Raw genomic sequence first — 17,774 nt, 5'->3', positions numbered from 1 at the left:
GCTTAATCAATTAATAATGTAGCAATAGAGTGTGGCAAGCTGGTTGTACTGGCTGCTCTGCCATTCATGTACAAGCTGTAAGGTATTTTTGTATCACCGCCGTTCATCACCACCACAGCAATTTTACCATCAGGGTTCAAATACGCAGTAGTTATCAGCTTATCGCGACTGGCTGAACTGATGATGCGTTTGGCACCTGGCTTTATATACTTTGAAAAATGGCCGATGTAATAATATTCACTGGTGTAATGCAAACTACCGTCTCTGGTATCAGCATGTATAGGTGCGAAACAAAAATTACCTACGTGATTTGGGCCTCCCTTTTCATCAAGCAATACATTCCAATCGGTCCAGGCAATGGTACCCGCATTAAAGTCATTGATCATGCTATTTCCATACCTCTCACCTAAAGACCAATCATCCAAGCGATTGAAATCAAATTTTTCAATACAGCCTTCGGTAAAGATTAAATTCTTATCCGGAAAAGCTTCATGTACATGCCGGGTACTTTCAAACTGCATACCTCCACCTGTCCAGGTTTCATACCAGTGAAAACCAACACCCCAAACATACTTAGCAGCTTCCGGGTCATTTAATACTGCCGCAGCACGCTCGTACAACAAATCCCGGTTATGATCCCATATAATCAGCTTCTTACTCCCTAAACCATCTTTGTGTAAAGTTGGGCCTAAGTATTTTTTTACAAAATCTTGCTCTTCGCTGGCGGTAAATAAGCACGACTCCCATTTCTGCTTCGCCATAGGTTCGTTTTGTACCGTTAAACCCCAGATAGGTATGCCTTCTTTTTCATATGCTTTGATGAACTTAACAAAGAAATTAGCCCAGTTTTGGCGAAATTCGACTTTTAATTTGCCTCCATGCAGCATATCGTTATTGTCTTTCATCCAGGCCGGTGGGCTCCAGGGGCTAACAAATAAATTCAATTTACCACCGGCTTCGCGCTGTGCTGCTTTTATAAAAGGTATCCGGTACTGCTTATCATGACTAATATCAAAGGTTTTAAGATCAGGATCAACATTAGGAACATAGCTGTAACTGCTGCTCGAAAAATCACAGCTCTGAATATTAGTGCGGGCAAAAGTGTAACCTATTCCTGTTTCTTTATTAAAATAAGCAGTTAAAAACGCTTTTTTATTATTGTCAGATAATTTAGCATACGTTTCGGCAGCAGCATCGGTAAGCGCGCCACCAATGCCAACCATGGTTTGAAATGTTTTAGTAGGGTCAACAAAAACGGCCACCTGGGTTTCTAACGGCTGTGCAGCCGAAATCAAATTCAGCTTTTCGGTAAGCGCGAGTTTGTAATCAGTATTTTTAGCCGTGGTGTAAACCGTTACATGATTACCAAAATTGGGAGATGGCTTGGTTTGCCCAACAACAGCCGTCACTGTACATAAGGCCGTTGCTATTATAAGATACTTGAGCATAAATGATATTGAACTTTGAGCGCAAAACAAACGCAAGCAAACAAAAGCCGTTATTTACCTTTGTTTGCTTGCGGTTTATAGTTATTATAAATTATTAACCCGGAATTTTGTCGAGTGCCGGAACGTTCAACTCAGAGCCTGCATAACCTTTGTTTTGGTTAATACGTCCATTAGTATTCAGGTCAATATCATGCTGCGGAATAGGCCACAACACGTGATATGGCGAAATGGTATAATGGTTACCCGAATTGGTAATTACATTCGGATTTTTGTAGAAATCATTTTTCTCCATAATGCGATCATAAAAGAAATTGCTGGTCGAAAAATTAGCTACGTTATAACTTTTGCCGTTGTAGGCAGGTATACCCGTTTGTGCAAAAATATAAGCCATGCGGGTAAGTTCTGTTTTGCGGGGCTCTTCCCAGTACAACTCGCGTTGGCGCTCGTCTAATATAGTACCAATATTTACTTTGCCGGCGTCTGTAAGAGGTTGTGCTTGTGCACGGGTTCTAACCATATTAATGTCGGCCATAGCTTGTGCCGTTTGCCCTTTCCAAACGTAAGCCTCAGCACGTAACAAGTACGTTTCGGCTAAACGGAACACATACCAATCGGTGTTAGTACCACGCGGCGGGCTCCAATATTTGTCGGTTGCGTATTGCGACGAACCAATAAACACTTTATAGTGAGGCCAGCTAAACCAAGCCCTGATGGTGTCACGCGCACCGTTCAAAAACACTTGGTTTACATTTGCAGGTGTATACTCAACCAGCTTTTTACCATACCAGGCCGGATCGCCATTGGTGTTTTTTAATGCTGGATTATTATAAACCAAATCGGTCATGTTGATCCAGTTACCCGGCGCATGTCTTAAATCGGTGTTATCCGTCCAGATGTATTTTGCGGCGTAAGGCGTAGGGCGCATACGTCCGATGCCACGTCCGTACATAAGCGTTAACGGAAATTCGGCAGTAACAGCATCAGACATGCCTGGTTTGCGAGCACCAGGAGTGAGAATGGTTCCATTGTGCCACATCGGGCAGCAATTACGCATCACCTGAGACCCAAAAGGAGTGGCACCATCCAGGTTTTCACGGTCTAAAACAACATACAAAGCTTCGGTATTAGCCGCAATTGACTTATTTTCCGGACGATGCAAATCCCAGATAACGTTTTTAGATGCGTCACCGCCATTAATGCCAAAACGTGTTGTCATGAGTTTGTATGGACCGTTTATGGCTACGTTACAAGCCGCAATGGCATCATCAAATAAACCTAAGGCTAAATCTACCTTAGCCAACAGATGCGCTGCGCCGCCTTTTGAAATATCGCCTTTGGCATTTCCATCAGTTAAATTAGCCACGGCAAACTCCAAGTCAGTCTTCATTTTACGAAGGATGACTAAGCGTTGTGTACTATAGTAAGAAGTATTTACCGACGCTTCTTCTTTTAACACCAAAGGCACATCACCAAACTCATGTACTAAACGGTAGTAACGATAAGCACGATGAAAGTAAGCTGTGGCTAGTACTTTGTTCCGGTCGGCCGCAGATGCCCATGTAGCATTATCAATACGCGAAATAATCACGTTCGCATCTTTAATACCGGCATACCAGCCGTACCAGTAACGTCCTATTTTATTGTAATCATCCCCATCAAGGTTAGCTGTAGGCGTAATGCGTATATTTAAATCTTGTGCAGGTGTAGTTTTATCGGTGGTGCCGTCAACCGCTGCATCTGTAAAAAGCGACTCGGTAAGTAACGGCGCCGAATCGCCAAAAAATTCGAAACGAACACTCGGGTTTAAAGCTTCCAGTGCGTTTCTGAAAGCATCAGGTGTAGTTAAAGTTACATCCGGCGTAAATTTAGACGGAGCTTCGGGTATTAATTCGCTGCGTTTGGTACAGCCTGCCGCCACAAAAACTGCGGTTACCGCTATACCTGCTATTATATTTTTATTCATTATTTTCATAATACAATCTCTTAATCTGGTTAAAAAACTAAGTTCACACCGGCTGAAAGATATCTTGGAGTAGGTCCGTTGTTTTGTGGGTCCCAAAGTGCCCAGTTAGAAAATACAGCGGCATTAGCGGCGTTTACATAAATTTTAGCGCTTTGCATGCCGTAGCGTTTAATCAGTTTTGAATCGAAGGTGTAGCCTAACGAAACAGTTTGCAGGCGCACAAATGATGATTTGCGCCAAACGTTAATGGTTGTACCAGATGAGCCTGAATTTAGACGGGCATAATCGTTGATTGGGTTATCTGGTGTCCAGTATGGTAGCACGTAAGAGTTCATACGGAAAAACCCTACGCTACCTGGGCTGTTTAAAGCCTCGTTAAACTGGCGCAATTGGCCAATACTTGAAATCAGCAAAAAAGAGGCGTCAAAGTGTTTAAAAAAGTTAAATTCGTTACGCAACGACCAGTTAAACTTAGGACTTTGAGATCCTAAAAACTGCTTATCATCATTGGTGAACCTGAAATCGCCGTTCACGTCCTGTAATTTAAAATCTCCCGGACGGGCACCATATTTGGCAGCTTCGGTAGCTTCGCCGGTTTGCCATACACCCAGTATTTTATAATCCCAAACGGTGTTGATATCCCGGCCAATGAACCAGCCATTGCCAATGACGTTATTTTCTCTATAAGTTGTGGTGCCATTAGCATCTGTTACCGGATACTCACCAAACAGGTGTACAATCTTGTTACGATTTAAAAAGAAGGTGCCGCCGGCATTCCAGTTGAAATTTTTGCTTTTGATTATTTTACCTTCCAGCGATACCTCAAAACCTTTGTTGCTAACTTCACCAATATTGGTTAGATAATTGTTTGACCGGTTATCACCACCTGCTGCAATAATACCGTTTCCGGTGTTTAGCCCCTGTATGTAAGAAAGCTCTTGTGCCGTGATCATATCGGTAGTTTTGCGGTTCGGATATAATTCTACAGAGCCGCTCAAGCGGTTTTTTAATATGGCAAAGTCGAAACCAAAGTTTAAACCAGTGGTGCGCTCCCAGGTAAGACCAGGGTTTTGAAGCGAACTGGTGTACACCGCATTATAGTTGGTAACTGTACCGGAAGCATCAACTGTAGGATAACGGGTAGTAGTGAGTAAGGCCAAAGCCAAACTTGGATCGGCGGTGCCGGTAGCCAGTCGGTTACCGTTAGAACCAAAGCTTACCCGTATTTTACCGTAATCTAACCATTTGAAAGCGTCAGACTTCATGAATTTTTCATCCGTAAATATCCAGCCTAAAGCTCCGGACACATAGGTTTGCCGCGGCGATTGTAAACCAAAAGGAGAAAAACCATCTCTGCGCACTGTTGCGGTTACCAGGTAACGGCTCATCAATGAGTAATTAATCCGCCCCATCAGTGCATCAGCGTTGTAAACCCGATCATCACTGCTTACTACGGGCAAGGTACCTGCACCAATACTATGATAGCCTAATACATCGCTCGGACTAAATTGACTGTTGTCAGTTCGGGTATACCAGCTTTGATATTTCTCTTTATTCAACAAAAAAGTAGCATCAAAATTATGAACGCCGAACGTTTTGTTCCAGGTAAGTATATTATCCAGGTTGTAACGGTACCGGTTCTCTTGCGTACGTGCAGCCGTACCTTTAGCTAACTCATTTGGATTGGCAACCGGACGGAAGAAAAAGTTACGGTAGGCCTCGATTTGAGGAGAAAAGTTCATGGTATATTTAAACCCGAATGGCAAATCTACCCTGGCAAATAAAGTAGAAAATAACACATTTTGTATAGCTACGTTCTGGTTATATGCCTGGCCTAAAAACGGGTTTCGCTGGTTCAAACCATTGTCATCAGTAGAAATACGACGTAATGAACCATCGGCTTTGTAAAAATCGCCATAAGGCGAGGAATTCCGTATCTGTGTCCAGTCTGCCTCATGACTATCGCCGCCAAGGTTACCTAAAGTGCTGGCATCACTTTCATCGCGGCTGGCAAACTGTGAGTTTATACCAACCGTTAAAAAGCTGGCTGCTTTACCTTCCAAATTGACCCGGAAACGGGCATTACGGTAGTCGCCCCCTTTAATCAGGTTCTCATTTTTCGTATAGTTGCCCGACATATAGTAGCTGATCTTTTCTGAGCGGCCTGACATACTTACGGTATAATCTTGCCGGATGCCGTTACGGAAAACCAGCTTTGACCAATCAATCACGTTACCGGCCTGGTAGTTGGCAATCTCGTTGGCAAACAAACCTACGCGCTGCAGCCAAACCGTAACCGGATCGCCGGTAGCACCGTTCAAAAACTGATCTACCGTAACACCTGCCGGCAAAGCACGCGGGTCGCTGTAGTAGTAGTAAGGATTGTTTACGTTGGTGGCCCTGGCTACATCTGCACGCCAGTTCAAAAAATCCTCGCCCTGATAATATTTCTGATTTTGTAATAACTGTGCAATACCTGTATTGGCGTTCAAGGTAATTTGCACATTGTTACCCCGGCCTTTTTTAGTAGTAACAGCGACCACTCCCCCGGCAGACTGTGCACCGTATACCGCCAATGCACTTGGATCGCGTAACACGTCAACCCGCTCAATATCATTTGGATTAATATCGGCTAACTGGCCAAAGTAGATTACACCGTCCAGCACAATTAAGGGCTGTACGTTACCACTTAGTGATGACCGGCCCCGTATCTGCAAATCGCCGGTGTTACCACCCTTGGCTGATGTGTTCAGACCTACCGTAATACCTGGTACATTTCCCCGGATAATGTCGGTAACGCTTGCCGGATTTTCATTGTCCAGCCGTTCGGCCTTTATGGTAGATATAGCTCCGGTAACATCTTTAACTGCACGTGTACCGTAACCAATCACTACCACATCATTTAAATTGTTAGTGCTTTCGGTTAAGGTAACCATAATAGTTTTCTGCGAGCCAATAGGAATGGTTTGTGGTGCAAAGCCTACATAAGTAAAAGTAAGCGTGCCATTAACAGCTGGAACTATCTTGAAATTACCATTAGCGTCGGTTTGAGTATTATTGGTTGTACCGTCGGCTTTAACGGTAACTCCTATCAATGGCTGTCCGGTTTTATCCTTCACCTGTCCGTTAATAGCCGATACTTGAGCCATTACAATTGAACATTGGTAGGAAAGAAATAAAATAAGAAGAGTAAAAAGTTTTCTCATAAAATTATTGGTTAGAAAATAAATGATTTAAAGAAGCAGTTGGATGCACTGCTCAAAATGGTTCATCACCGGCTAATCAGCCATACACTGTTAAATAGTTCATAAACTTAGCTTGGTTATTAAATTGGTTAAGCCTCAAGCACTATGGCCTGGAAAGCTTTTGGTAACTGAATTCTGGTCAAAATTATCTAAAAGCAAACAAATAAAACAAAAATTTTTTTCGCAAATGCCTGATAATAAATGATTTAAAACAAATTTAACACGGTTTATGAAAAGTTGTACTTATAAAATTAGTGCTGATTTATAACGCGCTGCGGCATTTATAATCTGTTGATTAAATAGTTTCAATACGCTTAAATCCTGACTAAGAATTTCAAAGAATAACTTACTTATACAGGCAAAATGAGCTGAAAATAATTAGGCGAATTTATCTTGACGACAATGGAACTATTTAGGCCGCCATCAGGCAATTAAGTGTTAAAATGACGTCTAATAACGTTTTATTGCTATTTTTTCTTTTTAGGATTCTTGATGATAATTAAAAGCATAAAAGAAATATCTTTATACTTTTATTACTTGCCGTTGCTTAATTAGCTCGAACCAATCAAGTTTTAAATCCAGAAAAACCAATTTTAATCAGGCCAGTCCTACATCCATCGTTAAGAAATCATTTATGTTTAGAAAAACATGCTTGAATGTGTTTTTAGTGGTATTTATGCTATGCAAAACAAGTATGGCACAGAAAGCTGTGCAGATAGATGAGCACACCAATCAACATATTTTTACAGGTACTGAAGTTGAATTTCTGAAAGACTCTGCCAATCGCTTCACGATCGATGATATACAACGTGCAGATAAAGAGCACCGCTTTACAAAAAACGATGATTATTATCCTGAAAGTAGACCTGGTATACCTTATTGGTATAAAGTAAAGTTACAAGTACAGGATAGCAGAACGGGCGTCCCGGCAGTGATAGAATTTTTTGATCAAACCACTAATGATATTGTGGCTTTTATGCCTACTGCAAAAGGCACTTACATTCAAAGCAGATCAGGTGCTGACCTTGACTTTACTAACCGGCTGTACGACCATAAAAATTTTGAATTTCAACTTCAACACCTTCCCGAAGGCTCGTACACTTGTTATTTCCGGGTAAAGCCTAAAGACAAGGTTAATATTATTATGGTATACCGTACCGTAAGTTTCTTTATACACTATGCCTTAACGGAGTATTTAACCTACGGCCTTTTTTATGGGATTATACTCATATTCAGTTTACATAATTTGCTTATGTTTCTGGCTGTCAAAAAGCGACGGTATATATACTATGTGCTGTATATACTAAGCGTTGGCCTTTTTGAAATGAGCACGGATGGTATTGCATTTCAATACATCTGGCCTAATGCTCCCGGTTGGAATCAATACGCATATGGATTTGCACTTTTTAGTCTGAGCTTTTTTGCCTTAGCCTTTACGAAAGAATTATTAGACGTTCGTGAAAATGCTCCAAGGTTAAATAAAATCATCAACATAGTGATCGTGTTGCGAAGCTTTTACTTTGTTTACTGTTTATTATTTAACAAAAGCCTGTTCTATTACAAGTTCATTGAATTTATCCCTCTTGCTATAGCTTTTATAACAGGGATCTCTATTTGGATTAAAGGCTTTAAGCCAGCCCGGTTTTTTGTAGTTGGGTACGCTTTTTTATGCTTAGGATTTATTATCAAGGCTTTGGCCGCACTGGGCTATACGCGTATGCTTCCAGGCGCAATTGGCAATTATAGCTTAGGGATGGGCTTTGTATTAGAGATGCTGTTTCTTTCTTTCTCTATTGGTGACCAGGTTAGGTTATTGCGCCGGCAGAAAGAAGAAGCGCAAGATGCTACTATTAAACAAATGGAGGTAATTCATGATTTAAAGGATTCTATCAATAAAGAACTGGAAATAAAAGTAGCAGAACGGACAAGGGAGGTAAATGAAAAGTCGAACGAGATACTAAAGCAATCTCATATTATAGAAATGCAGAATATAGAGCTTGTTACCATTAACCAGCAACTACAAGATCAAGCTTCAGAAATTACCCGAATGAATGTTTTACTGGAGAACGATAACATTCAGTTAAAAACTAATATAGAAAAGGTAACCGATGCCCGCGCACTATCTACCGAATTAACTTTTGAAGAATTTAGCGCTAAATACCCCGATCAGGAAACCTGTAATAAATTTCTTGCCGGCATCAAATGGGTTGGTGATTTCGCATGCATTAAATGCGGGCACCACCTTTACAAAAACGGCCGTGCACCATACAGCCGCCGATGCAGTAAGTGTAATTATGAAGAATCGGTTTTATATAACACAATTTTCCAGAATAACCGTATACCTATCAATAAGGCGTTTTACATTGTATATCTAATATATACTACTAAAGGCAAAATTTCATCGTATCAGCTGTCTGAAAAGCTTAATATCAGACAAAGTACTTGCTGGCAATATTCGTTGCGCATTAAAGAAGTACTAGAAAGTCAGAAAAGAAATAAGAAAAGCTTACAACAAGGATGGAGCAAGCTTATCCTAAACACTGAACCTTTGACGGTAAAGATATAACTGAATGAGAATAAGTTTTTTTTTAGCTGTCCTTTAAAACTTTGAGGGTGACCTTTATTATTATAGGCGCCTTATCTAAAATATCTTCTTTTCTACCGATTCCAAAAGTTCAGCATCTGAATATTATGAATTGATCAGTGTTTATGTATAATCAACTACTTTTTACTCTTTTATCAGCTGCACTTAAAGAAGAAGCATATTCGTTATTTAATTTATAGGCAGTTATATGTAATCGCTGCTTATTTTTTAAAGCGTTATCCAACTCGTGCTGACAGATATAAACCGTGCTCCTAAAAGCAAAAAGAGCATATTCAATTGGTTAAACAACCTCTTAATATGCTCTTAATTTATACATTTTAGTCGGGATGGCAGGATTTGAACCTACGACCTCCAGCACCCCATGCTGGCGCGATACCGGGCTACGCTACATCCCGAGGTAATTAAACAGCTAAGCTTTTTAATTACTTGGGCAGCAAATATAATTGTTTTGAGAAAAATTAAAAATAGGAATTAAAGTAGTGGTTTCACCAATACAGCATTTGATTAAACTACAATGTTGTCAATCACCTTGGCTATACAGACTTCTATTGAAATAGTTAAATAATTAACCTTCACAAAAATATTTGAACCTATAGTTGTAACGTTATTGTCAGATTTATTTCTTTTACTTTTTTGGCCTTAAAACACAAGAAATTAAGAGATAACTAATGTTCAGAAATGTGAACATATAAACTAAGTTAAAGATGTTTTAACTGTTTTGAAGAGTGAGAGCAATGTTTTATCAAGCAAAAGCTGACAGCAGTAAAACATTGTTATATAAACTCATTAAATGTAATAGATATATTACATTTAATACTTTAAAGTATGGCACAATAAATGATGGACACTAAAAATGAACAAATAATAGTTCACAGTGTCCTACAAGATGTATTCATTTTAATACATAAAAGTATTAAAATGAAATTTCCATACGAGAGCCAGCCTCGTTATTAAGATATTTTTAGATTAATTTTTTTTACTCCAAGTTTTTATTATTGCGTTTTCCGTATGCTAATTTATCGTGCTTTTGACGAAAAAAATATAAAAATGGTATGTTCGGCCCTGTATACGATATGTGTTCAGCATTTGTTACAGTAATTTTTATTTTTTTTCATGCCAATAACATATCAGTTAATTTTTAATGACTTATAAAGTTAATTTCAAAACACTCTGCATTAATAAACTTCGTGTCAGTTGGCATAAGCATTGACGACTGTTTATTAATCAGAAATTAACGGATTTTCGCCATTAAAACTGACCACAAAAATATTCAATCTGTAAAGTAACCAGTTCAGTAAACCAAATGGTTGCGAATATTTAGATTGAGCCTCTTGAAAAAATTTTTAAACGGAATAAAAAAATATAAACCAAGTACAACCAATATGAGAAAGGTAATTTTTACTCTCTTATGCACTTTGTTAATTTCATCTGCTTTTGCACAATTTAATTCTTCAAGAGACGATCGCGCTTACTGGAATGGATTTGTTGATTATGTGCAAGCTAAAGGCTTCACAGGCAGCAAGGATATGAACAGAAGAGATCTGAATATTGCTGAAAAGTTATTTCATGACTATAACGCGGTTAACAAACGTTCGGTTGATTACAAATCATTTGTTACACTGGTACAGCGCGATATCCAGCAGTACCGTAAGCAAGCGTTAGATCAAATCAAAATTAGCCGTGTAAAACATGCTAAAAACTCAAACTACCCTTTAATGTTTAAAGGAACCGACGAGCAGTTCATGGCTGGCCTATCAGTAGTTGACGGTTTTGCAGGTGTACAAACCACTGCCTGGAGATTCCCGAATGAGATTGTTTTAGGTTTAAATGAGTTGCGTTTTAACGATATCTACGCAACTAATAGCGAAAATTAAAAGCTTGTTATAATACAACTTATAAATACCTGGCAACAGGTAAAAAAGCGCCGGCAAATTAAAGCACTGGCGCTTTTTTTATTTACCTCCCCTTTGACACGGTATCTGCTCATTAATTTTTACCCTTATAAATAAGAACTTAGTCAAGATTTCTTAAATCCTTAAACTTTTACTGCGGTATAGATTATAAATATTTTAAAAAAATTTCGTTTAGTTTTATATTAGCTACGGTTACATTAAGTATGCAGTCATCTGATAACTACTCGGCATTAATTAATAAGGTGGATGCTTTTATACGCAAATACTACCTTAATAATCTACTGCGGGGGATTATCTTTTTAGGTGCCGGGCTGCTTACGGCATACATCACCATTACATTATTAGAGTACTTTGGCAACTTTAATACGTTGCTCCGCACAATTCTTTTTTACTCATTTATTCTGCTTAATTTATTGCTTCTGCTTTGGCTGGTCATTCCATCTTTGTTTGCCTATTTAAATTTAGGTAAAACCATTAGTCATGACGAGGCTGCACAAATTATCGGTCAGCATTTTGGCGATGTTAAAGACAAGCTTCTTAATACTTTACAACTAAAAAAGCAGGCCGAACAAAACGAATATCATCGCCAGCTGATTGAGGCCAGTATTAATCAAAAAATAGTAGCCTTAAACCCAATTAGTTTTCCTTCGGCTATAAATTTAAAGCACAATACGAAGTATCTTAAATGGGTGGGCTTTCCTTTAGCGCTTATTATTCTAATTGCACTGATCGCACCTACGGTACTGACAGAAGGAACCAAAAGGCTCATTTACCACAACCGGCATTTTGTACCTAAAGCTCCTTTTAAGTTTATTGTTCAAAACAATGATTTATCGGTATTGCAGGGTAGCGATCTTAAACTTGATATCAAACTTGAGGGTAATAACCTGCCAGCTAACGTTTATCTCGAAACTGGTAATAATACGTTTAAGCTGGATGCAGACAATATATCTAAGTTTCATTACTTGTTTACTAACCTTCAGCAAAACACAAGTTTCCGTATTACGGCTAATGGTTACAGCTCTGAAGCTTACATGATTCGGGTAAATCTAAAGCCGTCGCTGCTTAATTTTGATGTCGAGCTACACTATCCAGCTTATTTACATAAAGCTTATGAAAAATTAAGTAACGCCGGAGATTTAAATATCCCAGCCGGTACCATCGTAAAGTGGCAGGTACACGCACAACATGCTGATCAAATACAATTTACAACCGGCAACAATATAAAAGTGTTGAATACTGAAAGCAACGGTAACTTTGAAAACACCGAAAAAATATACAAAAGTACACTATATAAAATACTGCCTATGGCAGGCGGTAACAGGCATGGCGACGAAAGCAGTTACCGTATCAATACTATTGCGGATGAAATGCCAAGCATTAATTTGACAGAAAAGCAAGATTCGGTTAGTAGTAAAGCTATTTATTTTAATGGTGATATTAAAGACGATCATGGCTTTTCGGCTTTAACGTTTCATTATAGTACCGGCAGACCCGGAAGTACTACAAAAAGTATTAGTCGACAGGTTAAAGCTAACCTTAGCAGTACACAAAGCACCTTTTTTTATTATTGGGATTTAAAAGATTTAGCGGCAAAGCCCGGCGACCAGGTAAGTTATTACTTTGAAGTGGCCGATAATGATGCAGTATCCGGTCCAAAAAAAGCACGATCACCTGAACATACCTTACAGATACCTACCGAAAAGGAGATCAATCAACAGCTTGATGCCAATACACAGGCTGTAAAACAAAAAATGCAGTCGGCTATCAAATTGGCCGGACAGGTAGAACGCGATGCGCAAAAGCTCAATCAGCTATTGCTTAATAAAAATACTTTGAGTTTCGATGAGAAGAAACAAGTTGAAGACCTTTTAAAAAAGAAAGCACAACTTAACAATCTGGTTAAAGAGATACAACAAGAAAACAAAAAAGACCAGTTTGACCGGCAAGAAAACCAGGAGCAGAATACTGAGCTACAGCAAAAGCAAAAAAACATAGAAGAGCTGTTTAATCAAGTTCTTGACGAAAAAACTCAGGATATGCTAAAAAGACTACAAGAACTCCTGGAAAAAGACCAGAAAGAAGGTACCCGTTCTGAGTTATCGAAAATGCAAAATGATAATAAATCATTAAAAAAAGAACTCGACCGGATGCTGGAATTGTATAAGCAGTTAGATTTTGAGCAAAAGCTTAACCAGAATATTAATGAGCTTAATAAACTGGCCGAACAGCAACAAAAACTGGCTGAACAAACCTCACAGCCTAACGCCGACAAGCAGCAATTGCAAAAAGAACAGCAGCAAATACAGCAAAACTTCGAAGAAATAAAAAAATCAGTACAAGAATTGGATAAAGCCAACCAACAGTTGGAGCAAAAGAATAACTTTGAAAAACCGGAAAAAGAACAACAGGCTATTGACGAGCAGATGAAGACCAGCCAGGACCAATTGCAAAAAAACAACCGGCCTAAAGCAGCGCAATCGCAGCAACAGGCGGCTAAGCAAATGCAACAACTGGCACAAAAAATGCAACAAAACCAACAACAAGGCGAAGAAGAAGAGAATATGGTTAATGCTCAGCAGTTGCGCGAACTTTTAAAAGTTTTAGTAAACAGTTCGTTTGAGCAGGAAAAAGTAATGCAGTCTTTAAAAGGCATGAGTGCTAACGACCCAGCTTATGTGGGTACAGCGCAAAGGCAAAAAGACATTAAAAACAATTTAAAAACAGCCGAGGATACGCTGTATGCGCTGAGCCGACGCATACCGCAGATACAAAGCACCGTTAATAAAGAAGTAAAAGGTATTAACGATAATATAGACCGGGCTATTGATTTATTAGGCGACAGGCGTACAGCAGAAGCTAACCGCAACCAGCAATACGCCATGACATCCATGAATAACCTGGCACTGATGCTGAGCGAAGCTTTAGAAAACATGCAAAATGCCATGAATAAAAGTGGCAGCAAAGGCAGTAAAAAGCAGCAATCAATGCAGCAACTGAGCCAGATGCAGCAACAGTTAACTAAAAACATGCAAAAAATGCGCGACCAACTGCAGCAGCAAGGCAATCAGAGCCAAAGCGCTAAAGGACAGGGTAACGCAGCCAATAACATAAGTGAACAAATGGCCCGTATGGCCCGCCAGCAGCAGCAAATAAGGCAACAACTGGAACAATTGAGCCGCCAGCAAAACAAAGATGGCACCGGAAAGTTGGGTAACCTCGACAAAATTTCGAAGGAAATGGAACAAACAGAGGGTGAACTCGTAAACAAGCGCATAACGGACGAATCTTTAAAAAGGCAGCAACAAATACAGACCCGGTTATTAGAAGCCGAAAAAGCTGAGCAGGAAAGAGAGCAGGATAAACAACGGGAAAGCCGTGTAGGGAAAAACTTACCGCCAGGATATATTAAGGCTTTACAAAGCTATCAGCAACAGAAAGCCAAACAGACTGAGCAAGTACAAACCGTACCTCCGGCATTAAATCTGTACTATAAACAAAAAATAAAACGTTACTTTGACCAACTTAATGCAAAATAACACATCACCTGACAGTGTGCAAACAGGGGAACTGTACACGCTGCAACTTCCGTCAACCTTAGATAGCATTACGGTGCTTGAAAACTTGATTGAAGAAATTGCTGATAAGTTTAAGGTAAGCGAAGACGCTTTCGCTAATATGATGACCTGCCTTAATGAGGCGGCCAACAATGCTATTGTACACGGAAACAAACTTGACCCTGATAAAAAAGTAATTGTAAACGCCGATGTTGACACTAAACGCGCCGTTTGGACCATTACTGATGAAGGTGAAGGCTTTGATTACAATCACTTGCCCGACCCAACTGCCGAAGAAAACTTAGAAAAACCTACCGGCCGCGGCGTTTTTATTTTAAAACACCTGGCAGATCAGTGTATTTTCAATTCGAGCGGTAACGAGGTTGAATTGCATTTTAAATACTAAATGCCCGTTATTAATTTTTTTGCAGAAGATACCGGCTACAAACTAAAAAACAAGCTGAATCTTAAACGTTGGATTAAAGAAACCATTATAGCAGAAGGCTATAAGCTACAAGAGTTGAATTATATTTTATGCTCTGATGCTTATTTGCTTCAGATTAATCAGGAATACTTAAACCACGATACGTATACCGATATCGTGACTTTTGATAATTCGGACATACCTGGCGTAATCACCGGCGACATTTTTATTTCTGTTGACCGCACGCAGGAAAATGCTGAAAAATTTAAGGTAAGCCCCGAAACTGAGCTGCACCGTGTAATTATACACGGTGTTTTGCATTTACTGGGCTATAAAGATAAAAAGCCGGCAGACAAGCAGTTGATGACGGCTAAAGAAGATGAATATATTGCCCTAAAAACTTTCTGATTTTTAAACGTTTACCTACCTTTACGTTAAAACAAACCAAGCATCTTTTATGAAAATTTTAGCCGTTATTTTGGCCCTACTTTTTACCGCGCCAAGCACTGTGTATGACTTCAAAGTAAAAAACATTGAGGGCAAAGATTTTAAACTTTCTAAATATAAAGGGAAGAAACTTTTAATAGTGAATACTGCATCTAAATGCGGTTACACCAAGCAATATGCCGACTTACAATTACTTGCCGATCAGTATAAAGATAAAGTGGTAGTTATCGGTTTCCCGGCTAACAACTTTGCCGGCCAGGAGCCCGGAACCAACAGCGAAATACAAGAATTTTGTAAAAAGAATTTTGGCGTAACTTTCCCTTTATCTGAAAAAGTAAGTGTTAAAGGTTTAGATATAGCTCCTATTTTTCAGTATCTAACTACTCAGGAAAATCCTGATTTTACCGGTGAGATTAAATGGAATTTTGAGAAATTTTTGATTGACGAGAATGGAAAGCTGATTCATCGCTACCGTTCAAACGTTAAGCCTTTATCAACTGAGATTACCAGCCAGTTGTAAGCCGATTGCTGATAAACGATTTACAAGCGCCGGAAATAATATTTCGGCGCTTTTTTATTTACTCTGTTTAGCTGCTTTTTCCTGTTCTTTAGCTTTCTTTTTCTGCTCCTTTTCCTGCTCTTCCTTAATTTTTTCCTGAGCTTTACTTGCCGAATCTATTTTGCGTTGCTGCTCTTTCTTCTTTTTCTTAAAAAAACCTCTTAGCAAAAAATTGTGCTGGGCAGCTTTCAAATCTTCGTTAAGCGTTACAGTTGTTTTATTGGCATTGTTGATAGTTGCTTTGGCAGATGATACTGTACTGGCCAAATCGCGGGCTATACGGTCATTTTTAAGCAATTTGCCTAAGCTACCCTTACCATGATTAATATCGCTTACAATCTGGCTTAAATCGCCTGTTAAGGCAGCTGCATTATCCGCTACCTTGGTCAATTTATTAATTACCTTGTCTATATCCAGCGGATTTACAGACGCAAGTTTGTCACCAGCATCCACCTGTGTTTTACTGGTAGCGCCGCCGGGGCTAATTACTACCAGTTTATCTCCCATCAAACCGTCACTCCCGATACTTACCTTCGAGTCTTTTTTGATAAACTTACGTACATTACTGTTTATAGTTAAATCAACCCTTACTGAACTATCTGTCACGATGTTAATTCCTTCTACAACCCCCACGTTAATACCGGCAAAACGTACATTATTGCCTACCATCAATCCGTTTACATTTTTAAATACGCCATAAACACCAAAAGTTGAACTGAACATACTTTTTTGATTACCTATTAAAAATATACCCAGAAATATAACAACCAGTCCTATTAAAACAAACAGACCTATTTTTATTTTTTGTGCAGATGTCGTCCTCATATCGTGTCCAGAAAATAAGATTTTACAAATTCATTATTTGATTGCTGCAGCTCTTCAAAAGTCCCCTCAGCTATATATTCGCCATCGTGCATAATCAGCACCCGGTCGCCGGTTACCCTGGCACAATCCATATCATGGGTAATAATAATTGATGATGTTTTAAACGTTTGCTGCATCTTTAATATCAGTTCACTTATTTCGCGCGAGGTGATAGGATCTAAACCAGTAGTAGGTTCGTCATAGAGCATAATTTCAGGCTTTACAATCAACGTTCGGGCTAAGCCTACCCGCTTACGCATCCCGCCCGACAAATCACAAGGCATCTTATCTATAGCCTCCGGAAGGCCTATTCCCTCCAGCACTTCCAGCACCCTTTGGTCAATCTCATTTTGGTCTTTGATCTTTATTACACGGGTAAGTGCAAATTCTAGGTTTTCTTTAACCGTCATCGAGTCGTATAAGGCACCACTCTGAAATAAAAATCCAACTTTGGTGCGCAGTTCTTTGAGCTCTTCATTATTAAGTTCTGGCACTTCTTGGCCAAAAACTTTTACCGAGCCTTCATCAGGCGTAAGCAAGCCAACAATGCACTGGATAGTTACTGATTTACCTTGGCCTGAACGCCCGAGCACAATTAGGTTTTCGCCGCGGTGCAGCTTCAGGTTAATGTTCTTTAAAACTTCTTTGTCGCCAAAGCACTTGCGCAGGTTACTGATTTCAACAACAACTTCTTTAGTCCTTTGCCTATTATGTTCATCTTTTAAACGATACTGCTTTACTGTTTCCAT

Annotated in this window: 11 protein-coding genes and 1 tRNA gene; 6 read left to right on the top strand and 6 right to left on the bottom strand. The window is 39.4% G+C overall.

Annotation, left to right across the window (positions count from 1 at the left end; genetic code table 11):
* Positions 1–2: 2 nt before the first annotated feature.
* From AAGR14_RS00125 to AAGR14_RS00115, 3 genes are all read right to left on the bottom strand, one after another.
* Positions 3–1,448 carry a glycoside hydrolase family 30 protein gene (locus AAGR14_RS00125; protein ID WP_342646559.1) on the bottom strand — a complete coding sequence of 482 codons (1,446 nt, stop codon included), beginning with the start codon at positions 1,446–1,448 and terminating at the stop codon, positions 3–5.
* 94 nt (positions 1,449–1,542) lie between these two features.
* On the bottom strand, positions 1,543–3,411 hold the full coding sequence (locus AAGR14_RS00120) for a RagB/SusD family nutrient uptake outer membrane protein (protein WP_342646558.1): 1,869 nt from the start codon (positions 3,409–3,411) through the stop codon (positions 1,543–1,545).
* 29 nt (positions 3,412–3,440) lie between these two features.
* On the bottom strand, positions 3,441–6,560 hold the full coding sequence (locus tag AAGR14_RS00115) for a SusC/RagA family TonB-linked outer membrane protein (RefSeq protein WP_342646557.1): 3,120 nt from the start codon (positions 6,558–6,560) through the stop codon (positions 3,441–3,443).
* A 790-nt stretch (positions 6,561–7,350) separates the two neighbouring features.
* Between AAGR14_RS00115 and AAGR14_RS00110 the strand changes: the two genes are divergently transcribed.
* Positions 7,351–9,222 carry a 7TM diverse intracellular signaling domain-containing protein gene (locus AAGR14_RS00110; protein WP_342646556.1) on the top strand — a complete coding sequence of 624 codons (1,872 nt, stop codon included), beginning with the start codon at positions 7,351–7,353 and terminating at the stop codon, positions 9,220–9,222.
* 360 nt (positions 9,223–9,582) lie between these two features.
* Here the strand turns inward: AAGR14_RS00110 and AAGR14_RS00105 are convergent.
* Positions 9,583–9,656, bottom strand: a tRNA-Pro gene (locus AAGR14_RS00105).
* A 987-nt stretch (positions 9,657–10,643) separates the two neighbouring features.
* Here AAGR14_RS00105 and AAGR14_RS00100 point away from each other — a divergent pair.
* The 5 genes from AAGR14_RS00100 to AAGR14_RS00080 all read left to right on the top strand — a co-directional run bounded on the left by AAGR14_RS00100 (position 10,644) and on the right by AAGR14_RS00080 (position 16,122).
* Positions 10,644–11,135, top strand: a complete 492-nt coding sequence (locus AAGR14_RS00100; protein WP_342646555.1) for a hypothetical protein — start codon at positions 10,644–10,646, stop codon at positions 11,133–11,135.
* Between the two features lie 242 nt (positions 11,136–11,377).
* A complete protein-coding gene (locus AAGR14_RS00095; protein WP_342646554.1) occupies positions 11,378–14,713 on the top strand; it encodes a DUF4175 family protein in 3,336 nt (1,111 codons plus the stop codon).
* Positions 14,703–15,137, top strand: coding sequence for an ATP-binding protein (locus tag AAGR14_RS00090; RefSeq protein ID WP_342646553.1), 435 nt, complete (start codon positions 14,703–14,705; stop codon positions 15,135–15,137). Before AAGR14_RS00095 ends, AAGR14_RS00090 begins: the two co-directional genes overlap by 11 nt.
* Positions 15,138–15,563, top strand: a complete 426-nt coding sequence (gene ybeY / locus AAGR14_RS00085; protein WP_342646552.1) for an rRNA maturation RNase YbeY — start codon at positions 15,138–15,140, stop codon at positions 15,561–15,563.
* Positions 15,564–15,612: 49 nt separating this feature from the next.
* A complete protein-coding gene (locus AAGR14_RS00080; protein WP_342646551.1) occupies positions 15,613–16,122 on the top strand; it encodes a glutathione peroxidase in 510 nt (169 codons plus the stop codon).
* Between the two features lie 54 nt (positions 16,123–16,176).
* Here AAGR14_RS00080 and AAGR14_RS00075 read toward each other — a convergent pair whose 3' ends face one another.
* Both AAGR14_RS00075 and AAGR14_RS00070 read right to left on the bottom strand, forming a co-directional pair.
* On the bottom strand, positions 16,177–16,884 hold the full coding sequence (locus AAGR14_RS00075) for an MlaD family protein (RefSeq protein ID WP_342646550.1): 708 nt from the start codon (positions 16,882–16,884) through the stop codon (positions 16,177–16,179).
* Positions 16,885–16,982: 98 nt separating this feature from the next.
* Positions 16,983–17,774: an ATP-binding cassette domain-containing protein gene (locus AAGR14_RS00070; RefSeq protein WP_342646549.1), complete on the bottom strand. Its 792-nt coding sequence runs from the start codon at positions 17,772–17,774 to the stop codon at positions 16,983–16,985.

Origin of the sequence: Mucilaginibacter sp. CSA2-8R (assembly GCF_038806765.1) — a bacterium.
In the GTDB taxonomy this organism is placed as follows: Bacteria; Bacteroidota; Bacteroidia; order Sphingobacteriales; family Sphingobacteriaceae; genus Mucilaginibacter.
The sequence above is the reverse complement of the archived record's forward strand: the minus strand, read 5'-3'. Positions and strand labels throughout refer to the sequence as shown.